General features: G+C 35.6%; 24 protein-coding genes and 1 riboswitch. Of the genes, 14 read left to right on the forward strand and 10 right to left on the reverse strand.

The features are described 5' to 3' along the window. Positions 1-5: 5 nt before the first annotated feature. Entirely contained in the window at positions 6-917 is a 912-nt protein-coding gene (locus ABH960_RS14945) for a DMT family transporter (RefSeq protein ID WP_404446163.1), read from the reverse strand. A 205-nt stretch (positions 918-1122) separates the two neighbouring features. Between ABH960_RS14945 and ABH960_RS14950 the strand changes: the two genes are divergently transcribed. Continuing rightward, complete coding sequence (locus tag ABH960_RS14950; protein ID WP_404446166.1) at positions 1123-1617, forward strand: Lrp/AsnC family transcriptional regulator; 495 nt, start codon at positions 1123-1125, stop codon at positions 1615-1617. A 291-nt stretch (positions 1618-1908) separates the two neighbouring features. After that, on the forward strand, positions 1909-2364 hold the full coding sequence (locus ABH960_RS14955) for an N-acetyltransferase (protein ID WP_242311151.1): 456 nt from the start codon (positions 1909-1911) through the stop codon (positions 2362-2364). Positions 2365-2442: 78 nt separating this feature from the next. Here ABH960_RS14955 and ABH960_RS14960 read toward each other — a convergent pair whose 3' ends face one another. Further along, entirely contained in the window at positions 2443-3213 is a 771-nt protein-coding gene (locus ABH960_RS14960) for an SDR family NAD(P)-dependent oxidoreductase (RefSeq protein ID WP_404446170.1), read from the reverse strand. Between the two features lie 140 nt (positions 3214-3353). Between ABH960_RS14960 and ABH960_RS14965 the strand changes: the two genes are divergently transcribed. The 5 genes from ABH960_RS14965 (at position 3354) to ABH960_RS14985 (ending at position 7010) form a co-directional block, all read left to right on the forward strand. Further along, positions 3354-3713: a MerR family transcriptional regulator gene (locus ABH960_RS14965; protein ID WP_002188427.1), complete on the forward strand. Its 360-nt coding sequence runs from the start codon at positions 3354-3356 to the stop codon at positions 3711-3713. A 493-nt stretch (positions 3714-4206) separates the two neighbouring features. Next, positions 4207-4563, forward strand: coding sequence for a DMT family transporter (locus tag ABH960_RS14970; RefSeq protein ID WP_002134594.1), 357 nt, complete (start codon positions 4207-4209; stop codon positions 4561-4563). 2 nt (positions 4564-4565) lie between these two features. Beyond that, entirely contained in the window at positions 4566-4880 is a 315-nt protein-coding gene (locus ABH960_RS14975) for a DMT family transporter (protein ID WP_000539672.1), read from the forward strand. A 138-nt stretch (positions 4881-5018) separates the two neighbouring features. Then, complete coding sequence (locus ABH960_RS14980) at positions 5019-5597, forward strand: TetR/AcrR family transcriptional regulator (protein ID WP_002134597.1); 579 nt, start codon at positions 5019-5021, stop codon at positions 5595-5597. Positions 5598-5807: 210 nt separating this feature from the next. Next, positions 5808-7010 (forward strand): MFS transporter, encoded by a 1203-nt coding sequence (locus ABH960_RS14985; RefSeq protein ID WP_002125479.1) that lies wholly within the window; start codon positions 5808-5810, stop codon positions 7008-7010. A gap of 53 nt (positions 7011-7063) precedes the next feature. Here ABH960_RS14985 and ABH960_RS14990 read toward each other — a convergent pair whose 3' ends face one another. After that, positions 7064-7402, reverse strand: coding sequence for a winged helix-turn-helix transcriptional regulator (locus tag ABH960_RS14990; RefSeq protein WP_002188429.1), 339 nt, complete (start codon positions 7400-7402; stop codon positions 7064-7066). A gap of 169 nt (positions 7403-7571) precedes the next feature. Here ABH960_RS14990 and ABH960_RS14995 point away from each other — a divergent pair, with 169 nt between their 5' ends. Next, positions 7572-8111: an ester cyclase gene (locus tag ABH960_RS14995; RefSeq protein WP_404446176.1), complete on the forward strand. Its 540-nt coding sequence runs from the start codon at positions 7572-7574 to the stop codon at positions 8109-8111. Between the two features lie 19 nt (positions 8112-8130). Next, the gene (locus tag ABH960_RS15000) at positions 8131-8679 is read left to right on the forward strand and encodes an NAD(P)H-dependent oxidoreductase (RefSeq protein ID WP_404446179.1); all 549 of its coding nucleotides are present in this window, start codon (positions 8131-8133) and stop codon (positions 8677-8679) included. Positions 8680-8733: 54 nt separating this feature from the next. Here ABH960_RS15000 and ABH960_RS15005 read toward each other — a convergent pair whose 3' ends face one another. After that, complete coding sequence (locus ABH960_RS15005) at positions 8734-9252, reverse strand: general stress protein (protein WP_404446182.1); 519 nt, start codon at positions 9250-9252, stop codon at positions 8734-8736. A gap of 30 nt (positions 9253-9282) precedes the next feature. After that, positions 9283-11022 carry an SgrR family transcriptional regulator gene (locus ABH960_RS15010; protein WP_404446185.1) on the reverse strand — a complete coding sequence of 580 codons (1740 nt, stop codon included), beginning with the start codon at positions 11020-11022 and terminating at the stop codon, positions 9283-9285. A gap of 106 nt (positions 11023-11128) precedes the next feature. Between ABH960_RS15010 and ABH960_RS15015 the strand changes: the two genes are divergently transcribed. After that, on the forward strand, positions 11129-12391 hold the full coding sequence (locus ABH960_RS15015; protein WP_404446188.1) for an MDR family MFS transporter: 1263 nt from the start codon (positions 11129-11131) through the stop codon (positions 12389-12391). Positions 12392-12442: 51 nt separating this feature from the next. Here the strand turns inward: ABH960_RS15015 and ABH960_RS15020 are convergent, their stop codons facing one another. From ABH960_RS15020 to gapN, 5 genes are all read right to left on the reverse strand, one after another. Next, a complete protein-coding gene (locus ABH960_RS15020; RefSeq protein WP_002010828.1) occupies positions 12443-12646 on the reverse strand; it encodes a hypothetical protein in 204 nt (67 codons plus the stop codon). Between the two features lie 252 nt (positions 12647-12898). After that, positions 12899-13414, reverse strand: a complete 516-nt coding sequence (locus tag ABH960_RS15025) for a type 1 glutamine amidotransferase domain-containing protein (protein WP_002029999.1) — start codon at positions 13412-13414, stop codon at positions 12899-12901. A gap of 282 nt (positions 13415-13696) precedes the next feature. Then, positions 13697-14896 (reverse strand): ABC transporter permease, encoded by a 1200-nt coding sequence (locus tag ABH960_RS15030; protein WP_404446193.1) that lies wholly within the window; start codon positions 14894-14896, stop codon positions 13697-13699. Between the two features lie 60 nt (positions 14897-14956). Next, positions 14957-16381, reverse strand: coding sequence for an amino acid permease (locus ABH960_RS15035; RefSeq protein WP_002125494.1), 1425 nt, complete (start codon positions 16379-16381; stop codon positions 14957-14959). Between the two features lie 146 nt (positions 16382-16527). Next, a riboswitch (Lysine riboswitch) is annotated at positions 16528-16709 on the reverse strand. A gap of 177 nt (positions 16710-16886) precedes the next feature. Further along, positions 16887-18326, reverse strand: coding sequence for an NADP-dependent glyceraldehyde-3-phosphate dehydrogenase (gene gapN, locus ABH960_RS15040; RefSeq protein WP_002010835.1), 1440 nt, complete (start codon positions 18324-18326; stop codon positions 16887-16889). A 629-nt stretch (positions 18327-18955) separates the two neighbouring features. Here gapN and ABH960_RS15045 point away from each other — a divergent pair. The 4 genes from ABH960_RS15045 (at position 18956) to ABH960_RS15060 (ending at position 24493) form a co-directional block, all read left to right on the forward strand. Further along, on the forward strand, positions 18956-20710 hold the full coding sequence (locus ABH960_RS15045) for an ABC transporter ATP-binding protein (RefSeq protein WP_404446197.1): 1755 nt from the start codon (positions 18956-18958) through the stop codon (positions 20708-20710). Next, a complete protein-coding gene (locus ABH960_RS15050; protein ID WP_002140515.1) occupies positions 20707-22707 on the forward strand; it encodes an ABC transporter ATP-binding protein in 2001 nt (666 codons plus the stop codon). The genes ABH960_RS15045 and ABH960_RS15050 overlap by 4 nt, the downstream gene beginning before the upstream one ends. Positions 22708-23010: 303 nt before the next feature. After that, positions 23011-23808: an amino acid ABC transporter substrate-binding protein gene (locus ABH960_RS15055; RefSeq protein ID WP_002010840.1), complete on the forward strand. Its 798-nt coding sequence runs from the start codon at positions 23011-23013 to the stop codon at positions 23806-23808. Further along, entirely contained in the window at positions 23795-24493 is a 699-nt protein-coding gene (locus ABH960_RS15060; protein ID WP_033706449.1) for an amino acid ABC transporter permease, read from the forward strand. Before ABH960_RS15055 ends, ABH960_RS15060 begins: the two co-directional genes overlap by 14 nt. Positions 24494-24517: the final 24 nt, after the last annotated feature.

The raw sequence follows: 24517 nt of genomic DNA on the forward strand, positions 1-24517 counted from the left end.
TTTGATTAAGAATGTTTTCGCATTAAAGCTCTAGTTGGCTGAACAGCAACGGTTTTGAAATGAGAAAATAAATAACACCCTGTCACGACGATGATTGTACCGAAAATTTGAATCCATGTTAATTCTTCTCCAAGGAAAAGGAATGCTAAAATAGCTGTGAAAATTGGATTGAAATTTAGAAAAATCCCCGATGTAGTAGCGCCTAATTTCTGTACACCAATATTCCAAAACACCATACAAAGTACTGTTGAAATGAGTCCTGTATATAAAAGTGATGTTATGAAGGAAGAATTAATATTGGAAACAGTGAAGTTGCCTATGTTAAATGGAAGCAATAAAATGACGCCGAAAATACCAGAATATAACGTCGCCATTAGCGGTGTAACTATTTTTGTCGCCCATTTACTACAAACAGAATAAATACCCCAAATACATACTGCCGCCATCATCCATAAATCTCCGCTATTAAAATGTAGTGAAAATAAAAGAGCGAAATTTCCTTTTAAAAGGACGAGCATAACCCCGAAAAATGAAAGAATCATAGAAAGAATTTGAAGTGTATTTACTTTTTCTTTTAGAAATAGCACAGAAAATAATGCAATTGAAATAGCGTTCAATGTAGAAATAAGACCTACATTCGTTGCGGATGTTTTTTCTAGTGCTAAAAATTGAAAAATGTTAAAAAGAACGACTCCTGAAATTCCCATAAGTATTAACGGAAGTATTGCAGAGCGTGGTGGAATGATTTTCTTCTCTTTAAACCATACCATTGGTAATAAACAAATGATCGCAATTAGCCATCTTAAACTTGTCAGTGTCATCGGAGATGCATGATCGACGAGTGATTTCCCAACGACGAAATTTCCTCCCCATAATAAGCTTGTTAATAATAGTAAAAAGACATAAAAATAAGGCATGCTAAAAACCCCTTTGTTGAAATAAGAATGAACTGTAAATAATTTTAGCATTTTTCTTTATTATCTAATATATTATTTTGTATAATGGTGAAAACTCGATAAAATGTTTCGTTAGAAATCTTATTTACAGAAAAACATTCAGTTTTATATAAGTTATGAGATGTTTCTTCGAATAATCGTCGGTAAGAAAAAAGGGGGAATTTTGATGGAGTCATCTGTTATTAAAGTGCTTGATGATTTGGATGTGAAAATTTTAGATATATTGCAGAAAGAATCACAAGTAAGTAATGCAGAGCTTGCACGCCGTGCTAATTTATCTCCAGCTGCGATGCATGCACGAATAAAAAGGTTAGATGGGGAAGGTTTTATTGATAAGCAAGTAGCAATTTTAAATCAAGAAAAGCTTGGATTTGATTTATTATGTTTCATTTTTATGAGTACGAATATTCATCAGTATGAAAAGCTGGAAGTGTTAGAACGAGAATTAGAATCTATGCCTGAAGTGTTAGAATGTCACTGTTTAACAGGAGAGTATGATTATTTATTAAAAGTTGCGAATCGTGATCGTAAAGAACTGGAGCATTTTATTAGAAAGCTGAATAAGCTTGGTATTACACGTATACAGACGAGTTTAGCACTTCGTGAAATTAAATATTCAACGGTATTACCGATACGAAATGAGGAACCGAGCATCGATTAAGTTGCTTGGTTTTTTGTTTGTGTAAAGTGAAACTTTAATCAGTGGGGGTTTTGTTCATCCACCACTGATTATTAGCCTTCACCAATCGGGCGTTTAGGGGCAGCCCGACTCCCACCTATCTTCTTTGCTTCAGCCGAATTTTGAGGTGGGAGTCTTACTGCCCGTTAATGCGGGATAAAATTCAGAAAAGTAATTGACGGAGAGAAAAGAGAGATGTATTATTATATGAAATTATGAATTAAAATTCATATAATGTTATAAATATTAACACTGGGGGCAAGGGGATATAATATGAAAATCTTTAATGCGGTTACAAGTGATGTGAAAGAAATTTATAATCTCATTGAAATGTATGCAAAAGAAGGAGTTGTTTTGCCGCGTTCTCTTTTGTCTCTCTATCAATATTTACAATGTTTATATGTTATGAAAGAAGGGGAGGAAGTCGTTGGAGTTGCTGGTTTGCATGTGTTAGGAGAGGATCTCGCAGAAGTACGATCGTTAGTAGTTTCGCATACATATGCAGGAAAAGGGATAGGGCGTAAGTTAGTGAATCATGTAATGAATGAGGCGGCGAAGATAAAAGTGAACAGGGTAATTTCTTTAACATATGAAACAGAATTTTTTCAAAAGTGCGGGTTTGATTTTATGAATAGAGAAGCATTGCCAGAAAAAGTGTGGATTGATTGTAGACATTGTCCAAAAGTTGATTATTGTGATGAGGTGGCGATGATACGGTATGTGGGGTGAAATTTTTAGAGAGAAAAAAGGCCCACTATTATTTAAGAAATAGTGGGTATCTATATTTTAATCAGAAATGAGATGTTGTTAAGAATTTGAATTCGTTTGTCTCACTGCAAAATTAAAAATGGGATTTTTAAGCTCATAGTTATAAGTAGAACCATCGACCAGCCCTACAACTTTATCGCTATCATAAAGGTCGAGCATAAATTGTGCCATTTGTTTTGCCGTGTGGAATTTCGGTACAACACCATCATATTGGAACTCATCAATATTAAATGAACGTTTCGCAAATTCTGTTTCAGTTGCACCAGGAGCTAAAACTTTTACTTGTAATTTTGCACCTTGTTCTTTCAGTTCGTGAGATAGTCCTTCTGTAAATGTACTTACATAAAATTTCGTAGCGCAATACGTAACAGCATTGGCAACAATCGTGTATCCACCGCCTGATGAAACGTTAATAAGCTGTGTTCCTTCGGTCATTGAATAATCTCGAACGAAAAGGGAAGATAGTATTGTTAGTGCTTCTATATTTACATGCAACATCGTTTCTATCTTGTTTAAATTTTGTTCAGCAATTGAGGCGAAATTACCAAAACCTGCGTTGTTAATCCACGTTTCAATTTGAAAACTTTGTAGACTTTCATAAAATTTATAAACTTCTTCAGTGACGGATAAATCAGTTCTTCGAATGACAACATCCAACTCTGGATGCATTTCGTTAATTTTTAATTTTAATCCGTCTAATTCTTCTTGTCTTCGAGCTACAAGTATTAAATTTTTTCCGCGAGATGCAAAGGCTAAAGCGGATTCATAGCCAATTCCTGAACTAGCACCAGTAATAACAGTATATTTCATATAAAAGCCTCCTAAATTCAAATTAATTTATCATGGTTAGATTGTATTTGTTAGAGTATACTCTAAGTCAAATGTTTTTTATAATTTGGATAAGGCAGTAAAATATATGAGAGTAAATGGCGTGCGGAGGGAGAATGGTTATGTACACAATTAGCGAGGTAGCTAAATTATTAGGAGTGAGCACACATACATTACGTTATTATGAAAAGGAGAACATATTAATTGCAAATCGCGATGCAAATGGAAATCGACTGTATGAAGAGTCACATATAAAGTGGTTGCAGTTTGTAATGAAATTAAAACAAACACAAATGCCGATAGCGAAAATAAGAGAATATGCTAGATTATATTTAGAAGGGGAGCATACAACCGAAGCTCGTTTACAGCTCTTAGAAGATCATAGGAAATCTATTCAGATTCAAAGAGAAAATTTAGAAGTTACAGAGAAAATGCTCGAAAATAAAATTATTGCATACAAAGACTCGTTGAAAAGTAAATAGCGTACAAAATATTTCGTTCTTTGTTGCATGTTGAAAAGGGAGTACAGGTCTTTGTTTTGGAATTTATCTATGAGTATTTAATTATAATGTGCCGATAAATTAAAAAAGAGCAGTTAGTTAAAAGCAACTGCTCGATTCAAAGGGATCTCCAAGGGGGGAATGGAGAAAATATTATGTTACTACCATTATTGACAGATTATTAAGAAATATACATGTGGATTTAAGAAATTTAAAATATTTTTGGGTTAATAGAATCCGGGTGTTGACACTTTATCAATTGGTCATGTAGAATGTTTATGAATGACATTCAGTCATTTTTTTCTGTGGAAGGGTGTAGATAAGCAACTTTTATATGTAGTTAGCTTAATAACGGAACAAATATAAGGATAAATGAGGATGATATTGGTTTTTTAAATAGTAGTTAGAGTGAGATTATATTTTTTAAATCAAAAATGACTGACGGTCAGTCAGTAAATAATAGAAAGTGAGAGATATGAAAAATAAAGCTTGGTTATATGTCATATTAACATGTATCTTTGAAATTTTTTGGGTGTTTGGTTTTAATACAGCTCATACTTGGTGGCATTGGGTCATTATTGTAGGAGTTATCGCTGTTGATTTTTACTTCCTATCGAAAGCGTGCGAACATCTTGCAACAGGGACTGTATATGCTGTGTTTGCCGGAGCTGGTACGGTAGGTACTTTCCTAATGGATGTATTCCTTTTCGGCGGCAGTTTCAGTGTAGGAAAACTATTCTTTATCGTGATGGTTGTAGCGGGCGTTATCGGTTTAAAACTGGCTGATAATAAAGAAGAAACCGCGGAAGAAATTGTGAAAGGAGCTGCTTAAAAATGGGCTGGTTTTTCGTATTTTGTGCTGCAATTAGTGAAATAGTCGGTGTGATAGGCCTTAAAATGTATAGTAAAGATAAGACGTTAGCAAATGGAGCGATTTATATAGGTGGATTTGCAACTTCCTTTGCATTCTTATACACATCTTTCTTGTTCTTACAAGTAAGTGTAGCTTATGCGGTTTGGATTGGCATTGGAACAGCAGGAGCTGTTTTATTAAATATGTTTCTGTTTGGTGAATCGAAAAGTAAGGCACGTTTGATTAGTGTAGCTCTTATCGTATGTGGAGTTACGGGGTTAAAAGCTCTTTCATAAGAAAAGGATATTAAAGCTAAATCTCCTAACGATTTGTTGGGAGATTTTTATTATGAAAAGTGCACTATAATTGACAGTACAGCTAGTTATTTTATAAAATGAGTGACAGTCATTCAATACGCGTGTGAAAGGGTTTAGATGATGAATAAAAAAGAAAAAATTGTCTATGCAGCTATTGAAGTGTTTCAGGAAAAGGGCGTTGAAAAAACGAAGATTTCTGATATCGTGAAATTGGCTGGCATTGCACAAGGAACTTTCTATTTATATTTTCCTTCTAAGTTATCTGTTATGCCTGCAATAGCAGAAGTGATGGTTGAGAAGATGATACTTGCAGTGAAAGAAAAAGTACAGAACGATTCACCTTTTTCAAGTAAGGTTGAGCAAGTAATAGATGCAGTGTTTAACTTTATAGCTGAATATCGTGAAATACAAGCTTTAATGTATGCGGGTCTTGCATCTACTGAACATATAAAAGAATGGGAAGCTGTGTATGAGCCTCTTTATATATGGCTAAGTGACTTTTTAAGTGAGGCAAAAGAATCAGGTGAAATTCGTGATTCGGTTCACGCAGAGCGAACAGCGAAGTTATTTATCGCTCTTGTTGAATCAGCAGCGGAACAAGTTTATTTATATGATCATAAAGATGATGAGCAAGTCGAGCTACAAAAGGCAGAAGTACTAGATTTTTTAACACATGCACTACATATAAAGAAGTAGTAAGATGAACCTGTCTGAAAAGGTAGGTTCATTTCTGCGGGAAACTGAATGATAGTCATTCACCCTGTGTTTATGTATGTGTGGAAGGATAGAGTGAAATTCTAATGAGTGGGGACATCTTTACTCAGTATGAGCCCACAAATAGCAGGATAAAGAAAAAGCTTCTTGGGCATTATTTTTGAGAGGAACTACGGGAAGAGGTGTTAAAAATTGAAGAAACCGATAAAAGAACAAAAGATGGTATTGATCATTCTTTTGAGTAATATATTTATCGCTTTTTTAGGGATTGGATTAATCATTCCGGTTATGCCGTCCTTTATGAATGATATGAATTTAACAGGAAAGACGATGGGTTATCTCGTTGCAGTGTTTGCAATGGCGCAGCTTATTACTTCACCTATTACGGGTCGTTGGGTCGACATTTACGGTAGGAAGAAAATGATAATCATTGGATTATTTATTTTTGGTGTTTCAGAGCTTCTTTTTGGATTAGGTACAGATGTTTGGATGCTTTATGCAGCGAGGGTGTTAGGCGGAATTAGTGCCGCGTTTATTATGCCGGGTGTTACGGCATATGTTGCTGATATTACTTCTATTCAAGAACGTCCAAAGGCGATGGGATATCTTTCAGCGGCTATTAGTACCGGATTTATTATAGGGCCTGGAATCGGCGGGTTTATTGCAGAATACGGTATACGTGTGCCGTTCTTTGTGGCAGCAGTGATTGCTTTTGTCGCATGTGTAATTTCCATCTTTATTTTGAAAGAGCCGTTAACGAAAGAAGAGCTTGCAGAGATTTCTGCTAATACGAAAGAATCAAGCTTTATCGGGGATTTAAAAAAATCATTAAATCCAATGTATGCAATCGCATTTATTATTGTATTTGTACTCGCATTCGGTTTATCAGCATATGAAACTGTTTTTAGTTTGTTTTCTGATCATAAATTTGGTTTTACACCGAAAGATATTGCTGCAATTATTACGATTAGCTCCATCTTTGGGGTAGTTGTGCAAGTATTTATGTTTGGCAAATTGGTTGACATGTTCGGTGAGAAAGTATTAATTCAAATATGTTTAATTGTAGGTGCAGTATTAGCATTCGTCTCAACTGTAGTCTTTAATTATTGGATTGTACTTCTCGTTACTTGTTTTATTTTCTTAGCATTTGATTTACTTCGTCCAGCTTTAACGACGTTTTTATCAAAAGCAGCTGGAAAAGAGCAAGGATTCGTTGCTGGTATGAACTCAACGTATACGAGTTTAGGAAATATCGCAGGACCAGCGATGGGCGGAATATTATTTGATATAAACATTAATTATCCATATGCATTTTCAGGTGTTGTTTTAATCGTTGGTCTCGGCATTACATTTATGTGGAGAGAGAAACAGCTAGCTCAAAGTTTTGCGAAGTAATGTAGTGAATAACGAAAAGCCTCTTACTATTTTTATGGTAAGGGGCTTTTCGTTTATAAACTTAATCCAAACCGCTTTAATTCAATAAATATCCCCTCTAATTGCTTTCCTTTATCCGTTAACGTGTACTCTACGCGAGGCGGAACTTCTGGGTATACTTTTCGCGTTATAATCCCTTGTGTTTCCAATTCTTTTAGGCGAAGCGATAAAGTTTTCGGACTAATCCCGTCCATTGATTTTTGTAAATCACTAAATCGTAAAGTTCCTTCGATAAGAAGGTCACGAATGATTAAAAACGTCCATTTTGTACTAATTACGTCAAGCGTTTTAGCGATAGGACAAGGTATACCAGGTAAACCTTTCGTTAATACAACTGGATCTATATTGCTCATGGAAATAGCCTCCATAAAATTTTTTTGAATGAATTTGCCTTATCGTATCACAAAACTATCTTTTTGGTAACTATATGAAAAAAATATCACTACTTCCATAAAGGAAGTTAGTGCATATACAATAGCAATACGAAATACAAAGGGTTTGTATGAGGAGGAGGTGATTTCCATGGGTATGAAAAAGTTGTTTATGTTTCTTAGTTTTTTTGTCATTTGTATTGTGCTTGTAGCATGTAGTGGTGAGCAAAAAACTGAAATTCAGTTATTAAAGGAAATGCCGAAGCCAAAAGCAATGACAATTGATTCTTCATTAAGTAAAAAGGAAGCGACAGAAATCGTGCATGCAGCTCAGCGTTTTTATGCATTTTGGGATACAGGTAAAGAGGAGCTTATTCCGCAGACGGTTACTGAAAATTTTTTCGATAACACACTGCCGAAAGGTCGACCACAAGGCACTGAAGGATTAAAGCTTGCGGCGCAAAACTTTCGTAAAGTAGTTCCAGATATACATTGCGAGATTGAAGATTTATTAGTGGTTGGTGATAAAGTAACAGCTCGTCTTTCTTTTACAGGAACTCATAATGATAAGAAAATCAATTTTTTTGCAATTGATATTTTGCATGTGAAAGACGGAAAGGTAACGGAAGATTGGCATTTAGAAGATAATCTTACGCTGAAACAACAACTTGGGTTAATAGCTGAAGAGTAAAATAAGGGAGAGAAAAGTTATGAAAAATATATTCATTATAAATGGGCATGAAAAATACGGTTCAAAGGAAGGTCGATTAAATAAAACGCTAGCTGATTGCATGATAAGTTTACTAAGTGAAAATCATCATGTGAAAACAACAACGATTCAAGATGGATACAGTATTAAGGAAGAGCAAGAAAAGTTTTTATGGGCTGATGTTGTAATTTATCAAACACCTATTTACTGGTTTAGTGTACCGGGATTATTTAAAACATATATGGATGAAGTGTATGAATACGGTTTGTTCTTTAAAGGTGCAGATGAATACGGAACAGGTGGTTTATTAAAAGAGAAGCAGTATATGTTTTCTACAACTTGGAACGCACCTGAAAAAGCATTCGGAGATAAGACGAAGTTCTTTGAAGGAGAAAGTTTAGAATCAGCACTTAGTCATTTACATCGTGTGCAGAAGTTTCTTGGCATGAGTCCGTTAAAGAGTTTTGCTTGTTATGATGTGGTGAAAAATCCTTATATTGAGCAATATTTATTGAACTTGAGAGATCACTTAGATAGAGTAATTAAATAATAGTTTGTATCTGTATGTGAAGAAGGTACTACTAAGGATGTAGTACCTTCTCTTTCATGAAATACGTTGAAAATCTTTACTCATACAGGACGGTTTTAGTTTTTTTGATTTGATTAAATGTTTAATATCAGAGATGTTATCGTATGAAAGTTGAGTATGATAATAGTTAATGTACTCAAGTAATGCAAAAATATAAATAAATAGAGTGAATGATACCCCGCCTAAAGGTAAGTGGGGATACCAAATTACAAAATCAATAGTAAACGTAATAAATCCCGTGACAATCAATGCTACATTTATCTTTTTAAGTACTTTTAAATATTGAATCATCCTAATAGGTGTAATAGATGTTTTCTCTTTTTTTAGTCGTTTCCGCTTTACGTACCAGTAAATTGCTCCTTGTAATAAGATAAACTCTAAAAGAAGAAATGAGATCCAAAAAGAAAATAGGGAATATAAATGTAACGTAGGATAAGCATAATTAAGTAAGTAACTTGTGAAAATAAAAGTAATGACTGAAAATAACTCACCTGTGTATAGATAGGAAAGTCTTTTTTCTAGGTTGCGTTTCATGGTTCTTCTCCTTTTATAAAAACTCATATTTTAATACGTGGATGGCTGTATCCATAACTTCGCAAAATTCGCCCAACCGAATGAATCAATTGTTACGTTTTTTAAAGAAGAAGGGTATGTTTTTCTTTTTAAAACGTGATAGTTAAATAAAATGATGTGTTCTGTTTGTAAAAACTCTTCGATCTCATACATGAGCTTATACCGTTTTTCTTTATTGTCTTCTAATAAAAAGGTATCAAGTAAACAATTAATTTGTTTTGCATAGTGTGGGTCCATGAATCGATTTACGAAGCAACTTTTATTTTTAAATACATTTAAAAATGCAATTTCATGATCGGTAGCAAATACTTCCCCCATGAAAATAATATCCGCATGTTTATCAATAGAACGATCCATATAATCTGAAACGAGAAATGGGTGAAGTTCTACGTGTACTCCTAATTGTTCGCAGCGTTCTTTTAGGAAATGTGCATCATTTGCACTATCTTTAAATGCGAAGAAGTAAATATGAATCGTCTCTCCATTATAGGTGCTCTTTTTTAAATACTCTTTCGCTTTTTCAAGAGAGTAGGACCTTTTAGGAACTTGGCGGCTTCTTTCAGGGAAAAAGCTTGAAGCAGCAATTGTTCGTCTGCCTTCTATGCTATGAAGTATCGTTTCAACGTCATATAGTTCTCTCCAAGCTTTTCGAAAGTGAATGTCGTGATGAGGACCAGGTTTTGTAAAGTTGAAGCTAGCATAAATACAACCTATTTCTTCTATTTGTATATCATGCCTTTCATTTTCCTCTTCATTTGGTAGTTCATAATCAGCATTTATTTGCAAATGATCAGGAATACCCCAAAATTCAATACGGTCTAATAACGCACGCTCTTTAAAATAATGGGTGAACGCTTCGAGTACGATATTGTCTTCAGAGTAATGAGTAAGTTTAAAAGGTCCAGTACCTATGTAGTGATGATTTTGAATAACTGCATCATGCGGTAAAATTGCGAGTTGCATGGAACTCACATAACGTAAGAAAAATAAATTTGGTTTTGCTAAATGGAATCGAATTTGCAGTGGTGATGGTGTTTCAATTTGGACAATTTCCTGTGTTAACCATGCGTAAGGAGATTGAGCTTGCTGCAATCTTTCAAATGAAAATTGAACATCTTTAGAAGTTAAAAGAGTTTCATTATGAAAATGTATATCTTTTCGTAAATAAAACGTCCACGTAAGTTGATCCTGACTTAATTCCCACGTATGAGCAATGTGCGGTTCCATTTGTTCTGTCACATCGTTATAAAAGACTAATGTATCAAAAATTTGACTAGTAAGATGGCTCTCCGTAGTTACAGCCACAAAAGCCGGATCTAATGGGAATATCTTTCTTGATATAGGAATCTTTAATATGTCGTACATATCATTTGAAGGTTCGTATCCAAAATGATGATGTAGTTTATTTTCTATTTTTTTTTGAAGTGCAAGAGGAAGGGGCTCTTTTAAAAGAAGAAAGACATCTTTTAATTTTTCTTGGGCTAACAGTTCATCTGTATAGGATTCAATTGCTTCTACGAAACTATGTACAAATATAATTTCTGTTTTATTTCCGCGACCACGCCCTGGTGTCCACTTAATGAATTGTTCCTCGCTCATTTTCTTTAATAAAATCTTCACGTTTTTCGTACTGCAATATAAAATATCCGCTAATTCTTGTAAGCTATTTCGTATAAGTTGCTGATCTTGTGAATGTAACCTTAAACGAACATAATAGTCCATAATCTTCATATGTATGCACTTCCTTCTATTTAAAAGGGGAAACTCTTTAGAATATTCTAACCTTTTTCTTCCTCTTTTTCAAAGTAAAATGAATAAGCATAAGGAGGGGGAACCGATGGGATTCTGGAGTATGCATCGAAATATAAAAATTAGAATTATAACATCATTTTTAACACGAGCGGTATCAACGATGATTTTTCCGTTTATGGCAATTTATTTTTCAATAAAGTTAGGTAGTGCGATGGCTGGTGCTTTACTACTAATTAATGTAATAGCTTCATTAGTAATTGGTTTATACGGTGGATATATTGGAGATCGACTCGGTCGTAAAAAAGTGATGATTATCGGCCAAAGTATACAAGTCGTTTCCATTGCTTGTATGGGAATTGCGAACTCAGATTATGTAGACTCACCGTGGTTAACATTTTTATTTATGCTAGTGAACAGCTTAGGATCTGGACTTATGAACCCAGCGACCGAAGCGATGTTAATCGATGTGAGTACACCTGAAAATCGAAAGATCATGTACAGCATTAACTACTGGGCTATTAACTTGTCAATTGCGATTGGAGCAATATTTGGCGGGTTACTATTTGAAAACTATAGATTACAATTGTTTATCGTATTAACGGTTGTTGCAGTTATTACTTTATATGTGATGGCTGTATATATGGAAGAAGTGTATGTGGCACGAAAAACGGTGGAGAAGAAAAATGTATTAAAAGATATGGCAGATAGTTATAAAGTCGTGATGAAAGATAGAGCGTTTTTAATTTTTTGTGCAGCAAGTATATGTACACTATCGTTAGAGTTTCAAATTAATAATTATTTAGGGATACGTTTACAGAAGGAATTTGAAACGGTGCACTTTTTCTTTGGGAATGGTTTTACATTCGATTTAACAGGTATTCGAATGCTCAGCTGGATATCGGCAGAGAATACAATTTTAGTTGTGTTATGTTCAGCGCTTCTTATTAAAATGCTGAAAAGATTCAATGATTTGAAAATCTTATATGTAGGTTTGTTCATTTATACAATTGGATTTACAATACTCGGAACGAGCAATAGTTTATGGATCTTATTAATCGCAGGGCTTTTCCAAACTGTAGGAGAGATGATGTATGTGCCAGTTCGTCAATCTATAATGGCGGACATAGTGCCGGATGAGGCAAGAGGTTCATATATGGCGATTAACGGAATGGTCTTTCAAGTGGCGAAAATGAACGGTGCATTAGGAGTTATGTTAGGTTCATTTATTGCATCTTGGGGCATGAGCACTCTATATTTCATCGTTGGTATGAGCAGTATTTTATTATTTATGAAGGCGATAGGGAAAGAGAAGTATCAGAATGAAGGAAATGTTTCTCAGATTGGATGAAACTATATAAAAGCGAACCAGTTATACTGGGACTCGCTTTTTATATAATTTTTAAAACGGATCAACTTCAGCTAAATCAGGATTGGCGTTAGGGTTTGTTAATAAGGTTTTCAGCTCACCTACTTCTGAGAGAGCGACGAGGATATAACCACTAATAAGGACGATGAGTCCGATGACACGTAATGTTTGCAATTTAATGTCACGGCTATTTTCTTCTGAGTTGTTTTGGGGCGTTGCAGGTGGATTGTTGTTCATAATAGAGCTCCTATCTTTTTTATTTATATGTGTAAAATCATTATTTAACTTATGGATAGGAATTATATAGTCATTTTCACTATATGAGAACTGCCTATGAAAAGTGATTAGAAATTTTGGGACGAAAAAAAGAGGCTGTCTCAAAAAATCATTAAAGATGAAGAAATGTTTCATATGGTGTTAATTTTGGTTTTTACAAATAAAAAGGTTAACCAAAGTAGTTATTTAACTACTTTGGTTAACCTATAATAACTATCCTAATATACGCAATGATTCTTCAATAAACACTGGGATGTCCTCTGGTTGTCTACTTGTTACTAGCTGATTTTGGCATACAACCACTTCTTTATCATGAAAATTTCCACCGGCATTTTTCAAATCGACCGCAATGGATTTATATCCAGTCACATCGCGTCCTTCAAGTGTTTGTGCAGTGATGAGTAATTGGGGGCCGTGACAAATAGCAAAAACAGGTTTTTTCGCATCCATAAATGCTTTGCTAAAGCGAACAAAACGTTCATCTGCACGAAGTATATCTGGGGAAAATCCGCCTGGTATAAAGAGGGCATCAAAGTTCTCTGGAGAAACATCATCAATACTTTTATCAATTACGACTTCACTTTTTCCTTGTTTACCGTGTACCGTTTTACCTTTTTCCATTTCAATAGTTGTTAATTCGTATCCCTTTTGATTAAAAGCTTCTACTGGCTCTGTGTATTCTGTGTCCTCGAAATAATCCGTTATTAAAATAGCAATTTTTTTACTCATTGCAATCAGCTCCTTATATTATATAATCGGTTCCAGAATCGTCCTTGAGCAACGCCTTTTATAAAGTGAAACCTTAATTCATATTTTTTCATTCCCTCCAGTTCCTTTGCCCTGTTAATTTAATAAATACCCTTTTTATTAGGACGTAAACATGTATTATCGTTTTTGTATGTAAAAATCATAAAATATCGGTTGTTTCAGTGATTCTTGTTTGAGGAAGAAAAATAAAAAAGCCAAGGAGGTAATTTATTTTCTCCTTGGCTTTTAAGATAATTCTTTTCGTTAAAGCGAAGAAACGCGTTGCTTCGTTTTTGGTACAATAATAAATTTGATCCAGATTAACCCGATAATCATAATGATAAGACTATGTGAAAATTGCCCTGTAGCAATGAGTATAACACTTGAAAATACAATGAGTTGAATACTTAGTAATGTGAAAATTAAGCTGAGAAATTGATTCATTCTTTTTTCAGTAGCAATCGGATATAATGCTACAATAATATTTCCTGAAAAATATTTCCACAGAGAACGAAGTTGCATAGAGATCATGTATAGGACGATGTAAGCAGTAGCACCTTTTACGTATATATTCGGAACAAAATATAGGATGAAAGCACCGATTACCCCCAAGCGAATATATATACCGAAATAATCATTACCACGTAAAAATGCAAGTGTGTATAAATAGAAGAAAGTAGCTCGTTTTTTATGTAGTAAAGGTTCGATCCAATTTGTAAGCCATTTTCTGCCGTTTACTTGTTTTTTTAGCTGCGGAACATCGGTAAAGATGCTAGCGAATTGATAAAAGCGTATGTCCATTTTTTCTTCTTGCTCAATTATGTATTCCCACGGTATTCGCTTTGTGGGCTGTTTCTTCGTATATAGAAGTAAGAAAGCGAGAAGTAAGAGTAATCCACCTAATACAATTACATTTGCAGTATAAAATAGCATGTAAATGATCAGGGCGTTACAAGCAATGCGAATGATAAACCATATGCTTTTTTCATAACTATCACGCCACATCCAATGTATGTATATGTTCCAGCCCTTTAGAATCATTAAAATTATAAAGATTGTACATAAGAAAGGTACGGTTAGTTGTAATGATTGCATGGCAAGCGGTACGATAACAAGGAACGTAAATATAAGCGGGAAAAGCTGAATGATGTAATTATATAGAAGAGATTTTTTAAAATAAGATGTTAATTTCTCTTCTAATGCAAGTAAATAGACAGCGTCCGGTTTTTGAATAAATGTGCGAACTTGGCATCTCGTTATAATGAGTGTAAGTACGATCGTGATGAGTAATAAAGATATTCCTTTAGAAGGATCCGTTTTAAGAAACTTAGCGTAATAATATGCACCTACACATGAGACGAAGATGAAGCTATATAGTAAACCGTTAATCATACGTGCAAAGTATGTGATGGCATTTTGAATATGTTGTTGAAAGCGAGAGCTCCATAGTGATTCGATTGACATGTTTTTCACCTCTTTTTTCTATTATATATGTTTTATAAAGTAAAAAACGAGCAAATTGCGTTACGCAACTTGCTCGTTTTTCTTTTCTTTATTTTTTTTCTGATCACGATTCATTAATGGATAGAAGGCAAAGCCAATTCCGAATAAACCAATTCCGAGAAGAAATGTTTTTATATCGGATGCGCCGGTTTTAATAACCCATAGTGCATAGCAAAGTGCGATAACTGCAACTACACCATCCATAATTCTTGAACCCATTTCATTCTTATATGTTTCACCAGTTGCGACTAGTTTTAACTGGAAGATTGGTGAAACGAGATATGGAATGAGGTAGGCCAGTGTTGATACGGTAATAACGAATGTATAAGCTTCCGCAATTGTTCCTGATAATGTTGAGAATAAGAACACTTGCGACATAATGTTTGTTAATCGTAGTGAATGAATTGGACTTCCTTTTTTATTCGTTTTTGCGAAGAAGGAAGGGAAGAAACCTTCTTTTGCTGCTTGATAAGGTACTTCTGAGCTTAATAAAATCCAGCCTAATATTGAACCGAATAGGGAAGTAAGAGCAAGTAATGCCATAAGTTTCCCGCCGCCATGACCCATTGCAGCGTTTAATGCATCTGCTAATGGACGTTCAGAAGCTTGTAATTTATCAACGTGAAGTACACCCATTGTTAAAATTGTAATTCCTAAGTAAATTGCAACTGTGATAAGTAATCCTGCAACAGTTGCGCGTTTTACCGTTTTTGGAGAGGTAGCTCGGTTTGATAAAAGAACGGCTGATTCAATCCCGATAAATGCCCAAAGTGTTGTAAGAGCAGCTAAGTTTACTTGTGAAAGTAGACCGTGTGATACGCCTTCTTTATCGATCATTGGTGTGTACCATTGTCCAAACTTTGAAGCTTCGAACGCAAATAACGTAACGACGATGAATAGAAGGAATCCAGTCACTTTCGTTGTTGTTGCTAAGAAGTTTAGCTTCCCAGCTCCGCTTACACCGTTTGTTAAAATTAAATGTGTTCCCCAAAGTAAGACAGAACAAATAGTAAATGTAATTAGTTTTCCAACTTCTATATTGAAAGAGCCAATTGAAAATAGTAGTCGTGTATCTTTCATAATTGGGAAGAAGAGCGATAAATATCCTGCGAAAGATGTAATAATGGCAACGTTACTTGCCCAGTTTGCAACCCAATATCCCCATACCATGCTGAAACCAGCCATTTTCTTTCTTTTTGGTGTTGAGAATAAAGCATATGCATGACTTTGTGGTCCTGTCGTTAAATCAGGACGACGAATTGCTAAATTACCGAAAACAAGAGCTAGCATTAAAACACCAAACCCTGTTGTTAACCAAGCTAAAGTGACACCGAGTGGGCTTGCTGTTTGTGCTAACGTACTTGGCACCATGAAAATACCAGCGCCAACCATGTTACCGACAACGAAAGCTGTTAGTACCCAAAAGCCCCATTTTTTTTGTTGCATAGAAAATACCTCCAAAGTTAGTATAACCAAGTCAAGCGAGGAGATATGTATGTCTTCCTGATAAGGAAGAGAAGGTCCAAACAAAACAAAAAAAGCACGTAATCTGCCGCTACATGCTTTCTATCTTATAAGAAACCCACGACATACCTCTCGATAGCTCTCCACAAACGAAACGTTTGTGACAGTTCTGCACTTATTAAATGCAGACCCAGCAAGCGTGTATGGTGGACACGACTTACTTCGGCAATCATTCCTTTCTCATTTCTTCATCAATGCCACTACATCTCCTGAAATGATACTCTTAATGACTGCAACCTCTACCTCACCGAGATACGAATGAGGATTTATGTATTAAATTAACATGTTTAAGAGTAACAAATGTATTTTTATACGTCAATGGATATAGTAATAATCAGATTATAGAGAAGAATTCGTTATTAGGTCCTGGAGGGTTTTAACTAAAAAGCAGCTGACCTAAATATTAGATCAGCTGCTACATATAAGATTAAACTAAGTTTAATACAGTTACTTTTTGACGAGTCATAGACTCAAGGCTCTTACGAATACCTTGTGCGCCCATACCTGAACCTTTTACACCGATGAATGGGAAGTGGTCAGGGCCGCGCTCTGTGCGTCCGTTAATTTGAACAGAACCAGTGTCGATTTTGTTAGCAATTGCAAATGCTTTGTTAATGTCTTTTGTGAAGACACTTGCTTGCAGACCGAACTCTGATTTGTTAGCAATTTCAATCGCTTGTTCGTCAGAAGAAACACGGATGATTGGAAGGATTGGGCCAAATGGCTCTTCCCAAGCAACTTTCATTTCTTCTGTTACGTTGTCGATTAATGTTGGATAAATTAGGTTGCGCTCACGTTTGTTACCGATAACGATTGTTGCACCTTTTTCAGCAGCATCGTCAATTAAACCTTGAACGAAGTCAGCAGATTTGTCGTCGATTAATGGAACGATTGTGCTGTTTTGTTCTGGAGATCCAACTGATAGTTCAGCTACTTGCTCTTTTAATAAGCCAGCTAGTTCGTCTGCTACATTTTCATGTACAAGTACACGCTTAATAGCTGTACAACGTTGACCTGAGTAAGAGAATGCACCGCTTACGATATGCTTTGCAGCTTCTTGTAAGTCTGCATCTTCACAAACGATACCAGGATCTTTACCACCAAGTTCTAATACAAGTGGAATCATCGCAGCTTTTTTCGCTAAATGTTTACCTGTATTTGTACCACCTGTGAACGATACCATATTTACGCCAGGATGTTCTACTAAGTAGTCACCAATTACAGAACCGCGTCCTGTAGCTACGTTTACAAGACCTTTTGGAAGGCCAGCTTTATGAAGTGCTTCAACCATTTTAACACCGCTAATTGCACCTTGAGTTGCTGGTTTGAAGATAACGGCGTTACCCATAATAAGTGCTGGTGCAAGTTTTGCAGCAGATAAGTTTACTGGGTAGTTAAATGGTGCAATTGCTAATACAACACCAAGTGGTGCGCGCTGAATAATCGCAAGTTTAGATTTAGATCCACCAGGGAAGCTATCACCCATCATGCTTTCACCGTGCATGTGAAGTGCTTCGTCAACTGTGTAACGAATTAAGTCAGCTGTACGAACGACTTCTTTTTGCGCATCTTTATAGCCTTTACCGACTTCTTTCATAATGATATCGGCAATTTCATCTTGCATATTTACGAGCTCATCAGCCCATTTATATAAATATTTTGCGCGATCTTGTAGAGAAGCTTCAGCCCATGATTTTTGAGCTTCTTTTGCAGATGCAATTGCTTCATCTACTTCTCCTTGAGTAATTGCTTGTACTTGCCCAATTACTTCGTGTAAGTATGGAGATGGAATGTCGATTGTTTGACCTGAAGAGCTTTCTCTCCATTCTCCGTTTAAATAAAATTTGTACGTATTGCTAGTTGTCATGATTAGTCCTCCTAAAATAGCAACTTGTAAGAGTGAGTATAAGGTGATTGTAGGTGGTTTGATAATATTTTTCAAATGAAATGTTTGTGAAAACGATTTCTTACTATTTTTTTATTTTGTATGCCCTTTCTTACAGAAGATTCTCTTATTTCAAGCTGAATTATAAGCAGAATGCATCACTTTTATTTTTTGTGATAAAAGATTATTTTATTCTAAAGCGAAAAAAATAATTGACAGAATACTCAATAAAGTTGTAAGATTATAAATGGAAAATAAATGAAGGGGGTGTGCGTAATGATTGTAATCGTAAATGTAATGGGCTTAGCTCTGTTAAATGGCGGAAAACATTCATATCATTACGCAACCCGTGCGGATATATAGGACCTTTTTGTCTTATGAGAAGCGTACGTTGCGTATATCGTAACGTACGCTTTTATGCATTCTATTGCATATCGTCAAAGCGGCGGTATGCTTTTTTTTGTTTATTTTCCTTGTTACTATAAAAAATCAGAATTTGGAAGGTGGAAAAATGTGATGAAATTGTATGGCTTACGAAATGTAAATGTGATGGGTTTGGATAGCGGGTAAAGAAATGTGAATCAAACGGGAACGAGAAAGGGGAGGTTATATTGTTTTCAGTATTACTAAAGTTAAGCTGGTTTTTTAGGGAGCATTGGAAAAGGTATAGTATCGCAATTGGGGTACTTTTAATTGTAAACGTGATAGAGGTAATTCCTCCGAAAGTGTTAGGAATTACCATTGATAACATTAAAACAGGGGCCTTAACGAATGAGGCAATTATGCAATATATTTTTATTTTACTTGGGGTAACGATTGGTGGGTATGTGCTTACTTTCATTTGGCAGCACCAACTATTTGGCGGTGCGTTCGTACTTGAGAAAACGATGCGTTCAAAATTTATGGGGCATTTACTTAAGATGACACCGACGTTTTATCAAAAAAATCGTACTGGCGATTTAATGGCGAGAGCGACAAATGATTTAAAAGCAATCTCCATGACAGCTGGTTTTGGTATATTAACGCTCGTTGATTCTAGTCTATATATGCTTACAATCGTTTGTATGATGGGCTTTTCAATTAGTTGGCAGTTAACATTTGCTGCGCTTATACCACTTCCGATTATGGCGTATGCGATGAATAGATACGGAAAGAAGTTGCATGAAAGATTTACAGTCGCGCAAGATGCATTCGGGGATATGAACGATAAAGTACTTGAATCAATTGCGGGTGTACGCGTTATTCGTGCGTATGTACAGGAGAAAGCTGATCAAGAAAGGTTTCATCAGTTAGGAGATGACGTATACGAGAAAAATATGAGAGTAGCAAGAATCGATGCATTATTCCAGCCGACTGTGAAAATGCTCGTCGGTCTTAGTTATTTAATTGGTTTAGTGTACGGTGCATATCTCGTATTCCAATCAAAGGTGACACTTGGCGAGCTCGTTTCTTTTAACGTCTATTTAGGGATGATGATTTGGCCGATGTTTGCAATTGGTGAATTGATTAATGTTATGCAAAGAGGAAATGCGTCGCTCGACCGTGTAAATGAAACGTTAGCTTATGAACCGGATGTAAAGAATCCGAAAGATCCAAAGGTTGTACAAGAGCCAGATTACATTCAATTTGATAACGTTACTTTTTCATATCCTTCATCAATTGAAACAAATTTAAAAAATGTTTCGTTCTCATTAAAACAAGGAGAGACACTTGGAGTTGTTGGGAAAACAGGAAGCGGGAAAACGACGCTCGTTCGTCAGCTTCTTCGTCAATATCCACTTGGGGAAGGGGATATTGCGGTTTCTGATGTGAAGCTAGATAAAATTACGAATGATAACGTACTTGGCTGGATTGGGTATGTACCTCAGGAACACATTTTGTTCTCAAAAACAGCGAAGGAAAATATTTTATTCGGAAATAGAGAAGCGACTGAAGAAGAACTTGAAAAAGCGATTGAAATAGCTGCGTTTAAAAAGGATTTAGAGTTTTTACCGGAAGGTTTAGAAACGCTCGTTGGAGAGAAAGGAGTTTCTTTATCAGGTGGGCAAAAGCAAAGGATTTCGATTGCGAGGGCTGTTATTCAAAATCCGGAAATTTTAATTTTGGACGATTCTTTATCAGCTGTTGATGCTCGTACTGAAGCGGCAATTATTGAAAACATACGAACAGAAAGAAGCGGGAAGACGACGATTATAACAACGCATCGTTTGTCAGCAGTGCAGCATGCTGATTGGATTCTCGTTATGGATAACGGTGAGGTTATTGAAGAAGGTTCGCATGAAGCGCTCGTTCGAAATGGGGGCTGGTATGCAGAGCAGTTCGAAAGACAACAAGGTGAAAGTACGGATAGTGGGGTGAAAATATGAGTGTTTCAAAACGATTGTTTCAATACGCGATGAAAGTAAAAGGGCCGATTTTTGCAGCGATGGCGATGCTATTTGTTTTCGTTATTGCAGAACTCGCGGGTCCTTTCGTCGCAAAAACGATGATCGATGAGCATATCGTTGGAATAGAGAGACCCTGGTATGAAACAGAAAAGAGTGAGGATGCTGTTTCATATAATGGCGCCTTTTATAAGCGAAGTGATCGCTTTGAACAAGGTGAGCAAAAAGGGAAAGAAGTCCGAGTGATTCAAGTTGGCTTTCAGTACTATTTTGTACCGAATAAAATAACGCTTGAAGGAACTCGTTCTGTTAAGGGTGATGTGCTTACAGTACAAAGTGGTAAGGCAGTGCAGGTTTATAAATCGAAAGCCTTAACGAAAGAAGAAGTATTTGCGTTTTATAAACCAGAAATAAATAGGTTATTACTACTTGGCGGTGGATATTTCGCTTTATTAGTAGTCGTATCATTATTTGCATACGGAAAGCAGTTCTTCTTACAGAAGGCGGCAAACAAAATTATTCAAATTATGAGGGAAGACGTCTTTTCCCATATTCAAACGTTGCCAATTCGTTATTTTGACCATTTACCAGCAGGGAAAATTGTATCGCGTGTAACGAATGATACAGAAGCGATTCGTGATTTATATGTAACAGTGCTTGCGACATTCGTCTCTAGTATCATCTATATTATCGGGATTTTCGCTGCGCTATTTTTACTTGATGTAAAACTGGCGGCGCTATGCTTACTTATCATCCCAATTTTAATTGTTTGGGCGATTATGTATAGAAAGTATGCGTCTGTATACAATCATAAAATGCGTTCGCGTTTATCGGATATTAACGGAACAGTGAATGAATCAATTCAAGGGATGCCAATTATTCAAGCATTTCGTCAAGAACATGAAACGAAGAAGGAATTTGAAGAGTTAAACGGTGATTATTTTAAATATCAAAATAAAATTTTAAATTTAAATGCAGCAACTTCGCATAATTTAGTGTCTGTATTAAGAAATATCGCTTTTACAGGTGTAATTTGGTATTTCGGTGGTGCTTCATTAAGTGCTTCTGGCCTCCTTTCTCTAGGGATACTGTATGCTTTCGTCGATTATTTAACGAGGTTATTCTCGCCAATTACGAACATGGTGAATCAACTTGCTAACTTAGAGCAATCGCGTGTTGCATCAGAGCGTGTGTTTGAATTGCTAGAGGAAAAGGGAGAGGCAGTAGAAGAAGAACGTATGCCTCGCTTAACCGGAAATGTGAAATTTGATAATGTTTCGTTTTCTTACAATGGAAAAGATGAAGTGTTAAAAAATATTTCTTTTGAAGCGAAACAAGGGGAGACAGTGGCACTTGTCGGTCATACTGGATCAGGAAAAAGTTCCATTATGAATGTGCTCTTTCAGTTTTATGAATTTCAAAAAGGGAAGCTTACGATTGATGGTCACGATGTAACAGAGATGCCGAAACAAGCAACACGTGAACATATGGGAATTGTATTGCAAGATCCGTTTTTATTTAGCGGGACAGTGGCATCCAATGTAAGCTTAGAAAATGAAAAAATTTCAAAAGATCGCATCGTAAAGGCGTTACGAGATGTTGGTGCGGAAAGGTTTGCTAACAATATAGATGAAAAAATTACGGAGAAAGGAAGTACACTTTCAACCGGAGAACGTCAGCTTATATCGTTTGCTAGGGCACTTGCTTTTGATCCTGCTATTTTAATTTTAGATGAAGCGACTTCCAGTATTGATACAGAAACAGAAGCGATGATTCAACAAGCGCTAGAAGTTGTGAAAAAAGGACGAACGACGTTTATTATCGCTCATCGTCTTTCAACAATTAAGAGCGCTGATCAAATTATTGTGCTTGATAGAGGAACGATTTTGGAAAAAGGTTCCCATGATGAATTAATGAAAAAGCGCGGGCGTTATTACGATATGTATAAAACGCAAATGGAAGGAAACCAGAGTGCTTAATTTTTAGAAGAACTTGCGATTTTCGCAAGTTCTTTTTTGAGAGGATTGTCCGCTTAGAAGTTAATATATTTCACCGGCGGAAAAACTTATAAATAAGTAGGTATTGTTTTACCTTTTTCTTTATAAATGCTATATTAAAAAATGTTACTTATTTTTTGTATGTAGCGCTATTTTTCCATTTTGTTTGATTATGAAGAAAAAGGTTAAACTAAATAAGAACATTTTCATTGAAAAATTGTTCGAAATTGCATACAATCAATATAGTTTTTAAATTCCTATCAGAATACTTGGAGGACTACTATCATGAAAAAATTATTTTCAGTGCTTGCAGTAACTACATTAGCGATTGGGATTGTAGCGGGCTGCGGTAAAGAAGAGAAAAAAGATACAGCTAATCAAGATGCATTACAGAAGATAAAACAAAGCGGTGAGCTTGTAATTGGTACAGAAGGTACATATCCACCATTTACGTTCCACGATACAAACGATAAATTAACTGGGTTTGACGTTGAATTAGCAGAAGAAGTTGCAAAACGTTTAGGTGTAAAGCCTGTATTTAAAGAAACACAATGGGATAGCTTACTTGCAGGAATAGATGCAAAACGTTTCGACATGGTTGCGAACGAAGTTGGTATTCGTGAAGATCGCCAAAAGAAATATGACTTCTCTAGTCCATACATTTCTTCTTCAGCAGCATTAGTTGTTGCGAAAGATAAAGATAAACCTGCTACATTTGCTGACGTAAAAGGATTAAAAGCAGCACAATCTTTAACAAGTAACTACGCAGATATTGCTAAGAAAAATGGTGCGGAAATCACAGGTGTAGAAGGATTTAGCCAAGCAGCAGAATTATTAAGTTCTGGCCGCGTTGATTTCACAATCAATGATAAATTATCAGTGTTAAACTATTTAGAAACGAAAAAAGATGCAAAAATTAAAATTGTAGATACAGAAAAAGAAGCGTCACAAAGTGGATTCTTATTCCGTAAAGGTAGCGACAAACTTGTACAAGAAGTAAATAAAGCGTTAGAAGATATGAAAAAAGATGGTACGTACGATAAAATAACGAAAAAATGGTTCGGTGAAAATGTATCTAAGTAGCGCATTGATGTCAGATCGATTGTCTACTTGGATAGATATTATGCAGACTTCCTTCGCGCCTATGCTGAAGGAAGCTGTCTTTACGACAATTCCGTTAACGCTTATTACATTTATTATCGGTATTATACTTGCGACGTTAACAGCGCTCGCACGTATTTCAGGTAGTCGTATTTTACAATGGATTGCTCGTATCTATGTATCTATCATTCGCGGAACGCCACTTCTTGTACAGTTATTTATTATTTTCTATGGCCTTCCAACTCTTAATATTGAAGTTGAGCCGTATACAGCAGCAGTTATTGGATTTTCATTAAATGTAGGTGCATATGCATCTGAAATTATTCGTGCTTCTATCCTTTCAATCCCGAAAGGACAGTGGGAAGCAGCTTACACAATTGGGATGACATACCCGCAAGCATTAAAACGTGTTATTTTACCACAAGCAACACGCGTATCAATTCCGCCGCTTTCGAATACATTTATTAGTTTAGTGAAGGATACGTCATTAGCGTCGTTAATTTTAGTAACAGAAATGTTCCGAAAAGCGCAGGAAATTGCGGCAATGAACTATGAGTTTTTAATTGTTTATTTTGAAGCAGGTCTAATTTATTGGGTAATTTGCTTCTTATTATCTATTGTGCAACAAATATTAGAAAAACGTTCAGAACGTTATACTCTAAAATAACCCTTTCATAAAAGGAGTTTTTGT

This window comes from Bacillus sp. RC252 (genome assembly GCF_044909215.1).
In the GTDB taxonomy this organism is placed as follows: Bacteria; Bacillota; Bacilli; order Bacillales; family Bacillaceae_G; genus Bacillus_A; species Bacillus_A mycoides.

Excerpts from the sequence above, each read along its gene's own strand:
- ABH960_RS14945 (WP_404446163.1), bottom strand. The coding sequence starts at position 917 with ATGCCTTATTTTTATGTCTTTTTACTATTATTAACAAGCTTATTATGG.
- ABH960_RS14950 (WP_404446166.1), top strand. The coding sequence starts at position 1,123 with ATGGAGTCATCTGTTATTAAAGTGCTTGATGATTTGGATGTGAAAATT.
- ABH960_RS14955 (WP_242311151.1), top strand. The coding sequence starts at position 1,909 with ATGAAAATCTTTAATGCGGTTACAAGTGATGTGAAAGAAATTTATAAT.
- ABH960_RS14960 (WP_404446170.1), bottom strand. The coding sequence starts at position 3,213 with ATGAAATATACTGTTATTACTGGTGCTAGTTCAGGAATTGGCTATGAA.
- ABH960_RS14965 (WP_002188427.1), top strand. The coding sequence starts at position 3,354 with ATGTACACAATTAGCGAGGTAGCTAAATTATTAGGAGTGAGCACACAT.
- ABH960_RS14970 (WP_002134594.1), top strand. The coding sequence starts at position 4,207 with ATGAAAAATAAAGCTTGGTTATATGTCATATTAACATGTATCTTTGAA.
- ABH960_RS14975 (WP_000539672.1), top strand. The coding sequence starts at position 4,566 with ATGGGCTGGTTTTTCGTATTTTGTGCTGCAATTAGTGAAATAGTCGGT.
- ABH960_RS14980 (WP_002134597.1), top strand. The coding sequence starts at position 5,019 with ATGATGAATAAAAAAGAAAAAATTGTCTATGCAGCTATTGAAGTGTTT.
- ABH960_RS14990 (WP_002188429.1), bottom strand. The coding sequence starts at position 7,402 with ATGAGCAATATAGATCCAGTTGTATTAACGAAAGGTTTACCTGGTATA.
- ABH960_RS14995 (WP_404446176.1), top strand. The coding sequence starts at position 7,572 with ATGGGTATGAAAAAGTTGTTTATGTTTCTTAGTTTTTTTGTCATTTGT.
- ABH960_RS15000 (WP_404446179.1), top strand. The coding sequence starts at position 8,131 with ATGAAAAATATATTCATTATAAATGGGCATGAAAAATACGGTTCAAAG.
- ABH960_RS15005 (WP_404446182.1), bottom strand. The coding sequence starts at position 9,252 with ATGAAACGCAACCTAGAAAAAAGACTTTCCTATCTATACACAGGTGAG.
- ABH960_RS15010 (WP_404446185.1), bottom strand. The coding sequence starts at position 11,022 with ATGAAGATTATGGACTATTATGTTCGTTTAAGGTTACATTCACAAGAT.
- ABH960_RS15015 (WP_404446188.1), top strand. The coding sequence starts at position 11,129 with ATGGGATTCTGGAGTATGCATCGAAATATAAAAATTAGAATTATAACA.
- ABH960_RS15020 (WP_002010828.1), bottom strand. The coding sequence starts at position 12,646 with ATGAACAACAATCCACCTGCAACGCCCCAAAACAACTCAGAAGAAAAT.
- ABH960_RS15025 (WP_002029999.1), bottom strand. The coding sequence starts at position 13,414 with ATGAGTAAAAAAATTGCTATTTTAATAACGGATTATTTCGAGGACACA.
- ABH960_RS15030 (WP_404446193.1), bottom strand. The coding sequence starts at position 14,896 with ATGTCAATCGAATCACTATGGAGCTCTCGCTTTCAACAACATATTCAA.
- ABH960_RS15035 (WP_002125494.1), bottom strand. The coding sequence starts at position 16,381 with ATGCAACAAAAAAAATGGGGCTTTTGGGTACTAACAGCTTTCGTTGTC.
- gapN (WP_002010835.1), bottom strand. The coding sequence starts at position 18,326 with ATGACAACTAGCAATACGTACAAATTTTATTTAAACGGAGAATGGAGA.
- ABH960_RS15050 (WP_002140515.1), top strand. The coding sequence starts at position 20,707 with ATGAGTGTTTCAAAACGATTGTTTCAATACGCGATGAAAGTAAAAGGG.
- ABH960_RS15055 (WP_002010840.1), top strand. The coding sequence starts at position 23,011 with ATGAAAAAATTATTTTCAGTGCTTGCAGTAACTACATTAGCGATTGGG.
- ABH960_RS15060 (WP_033706449.1), top strand. The coding sequence starts at position 23,795 with ATGTATCTAAGTAGCGCATTGATGTCAGATCGATTGTCTACTTGGATA.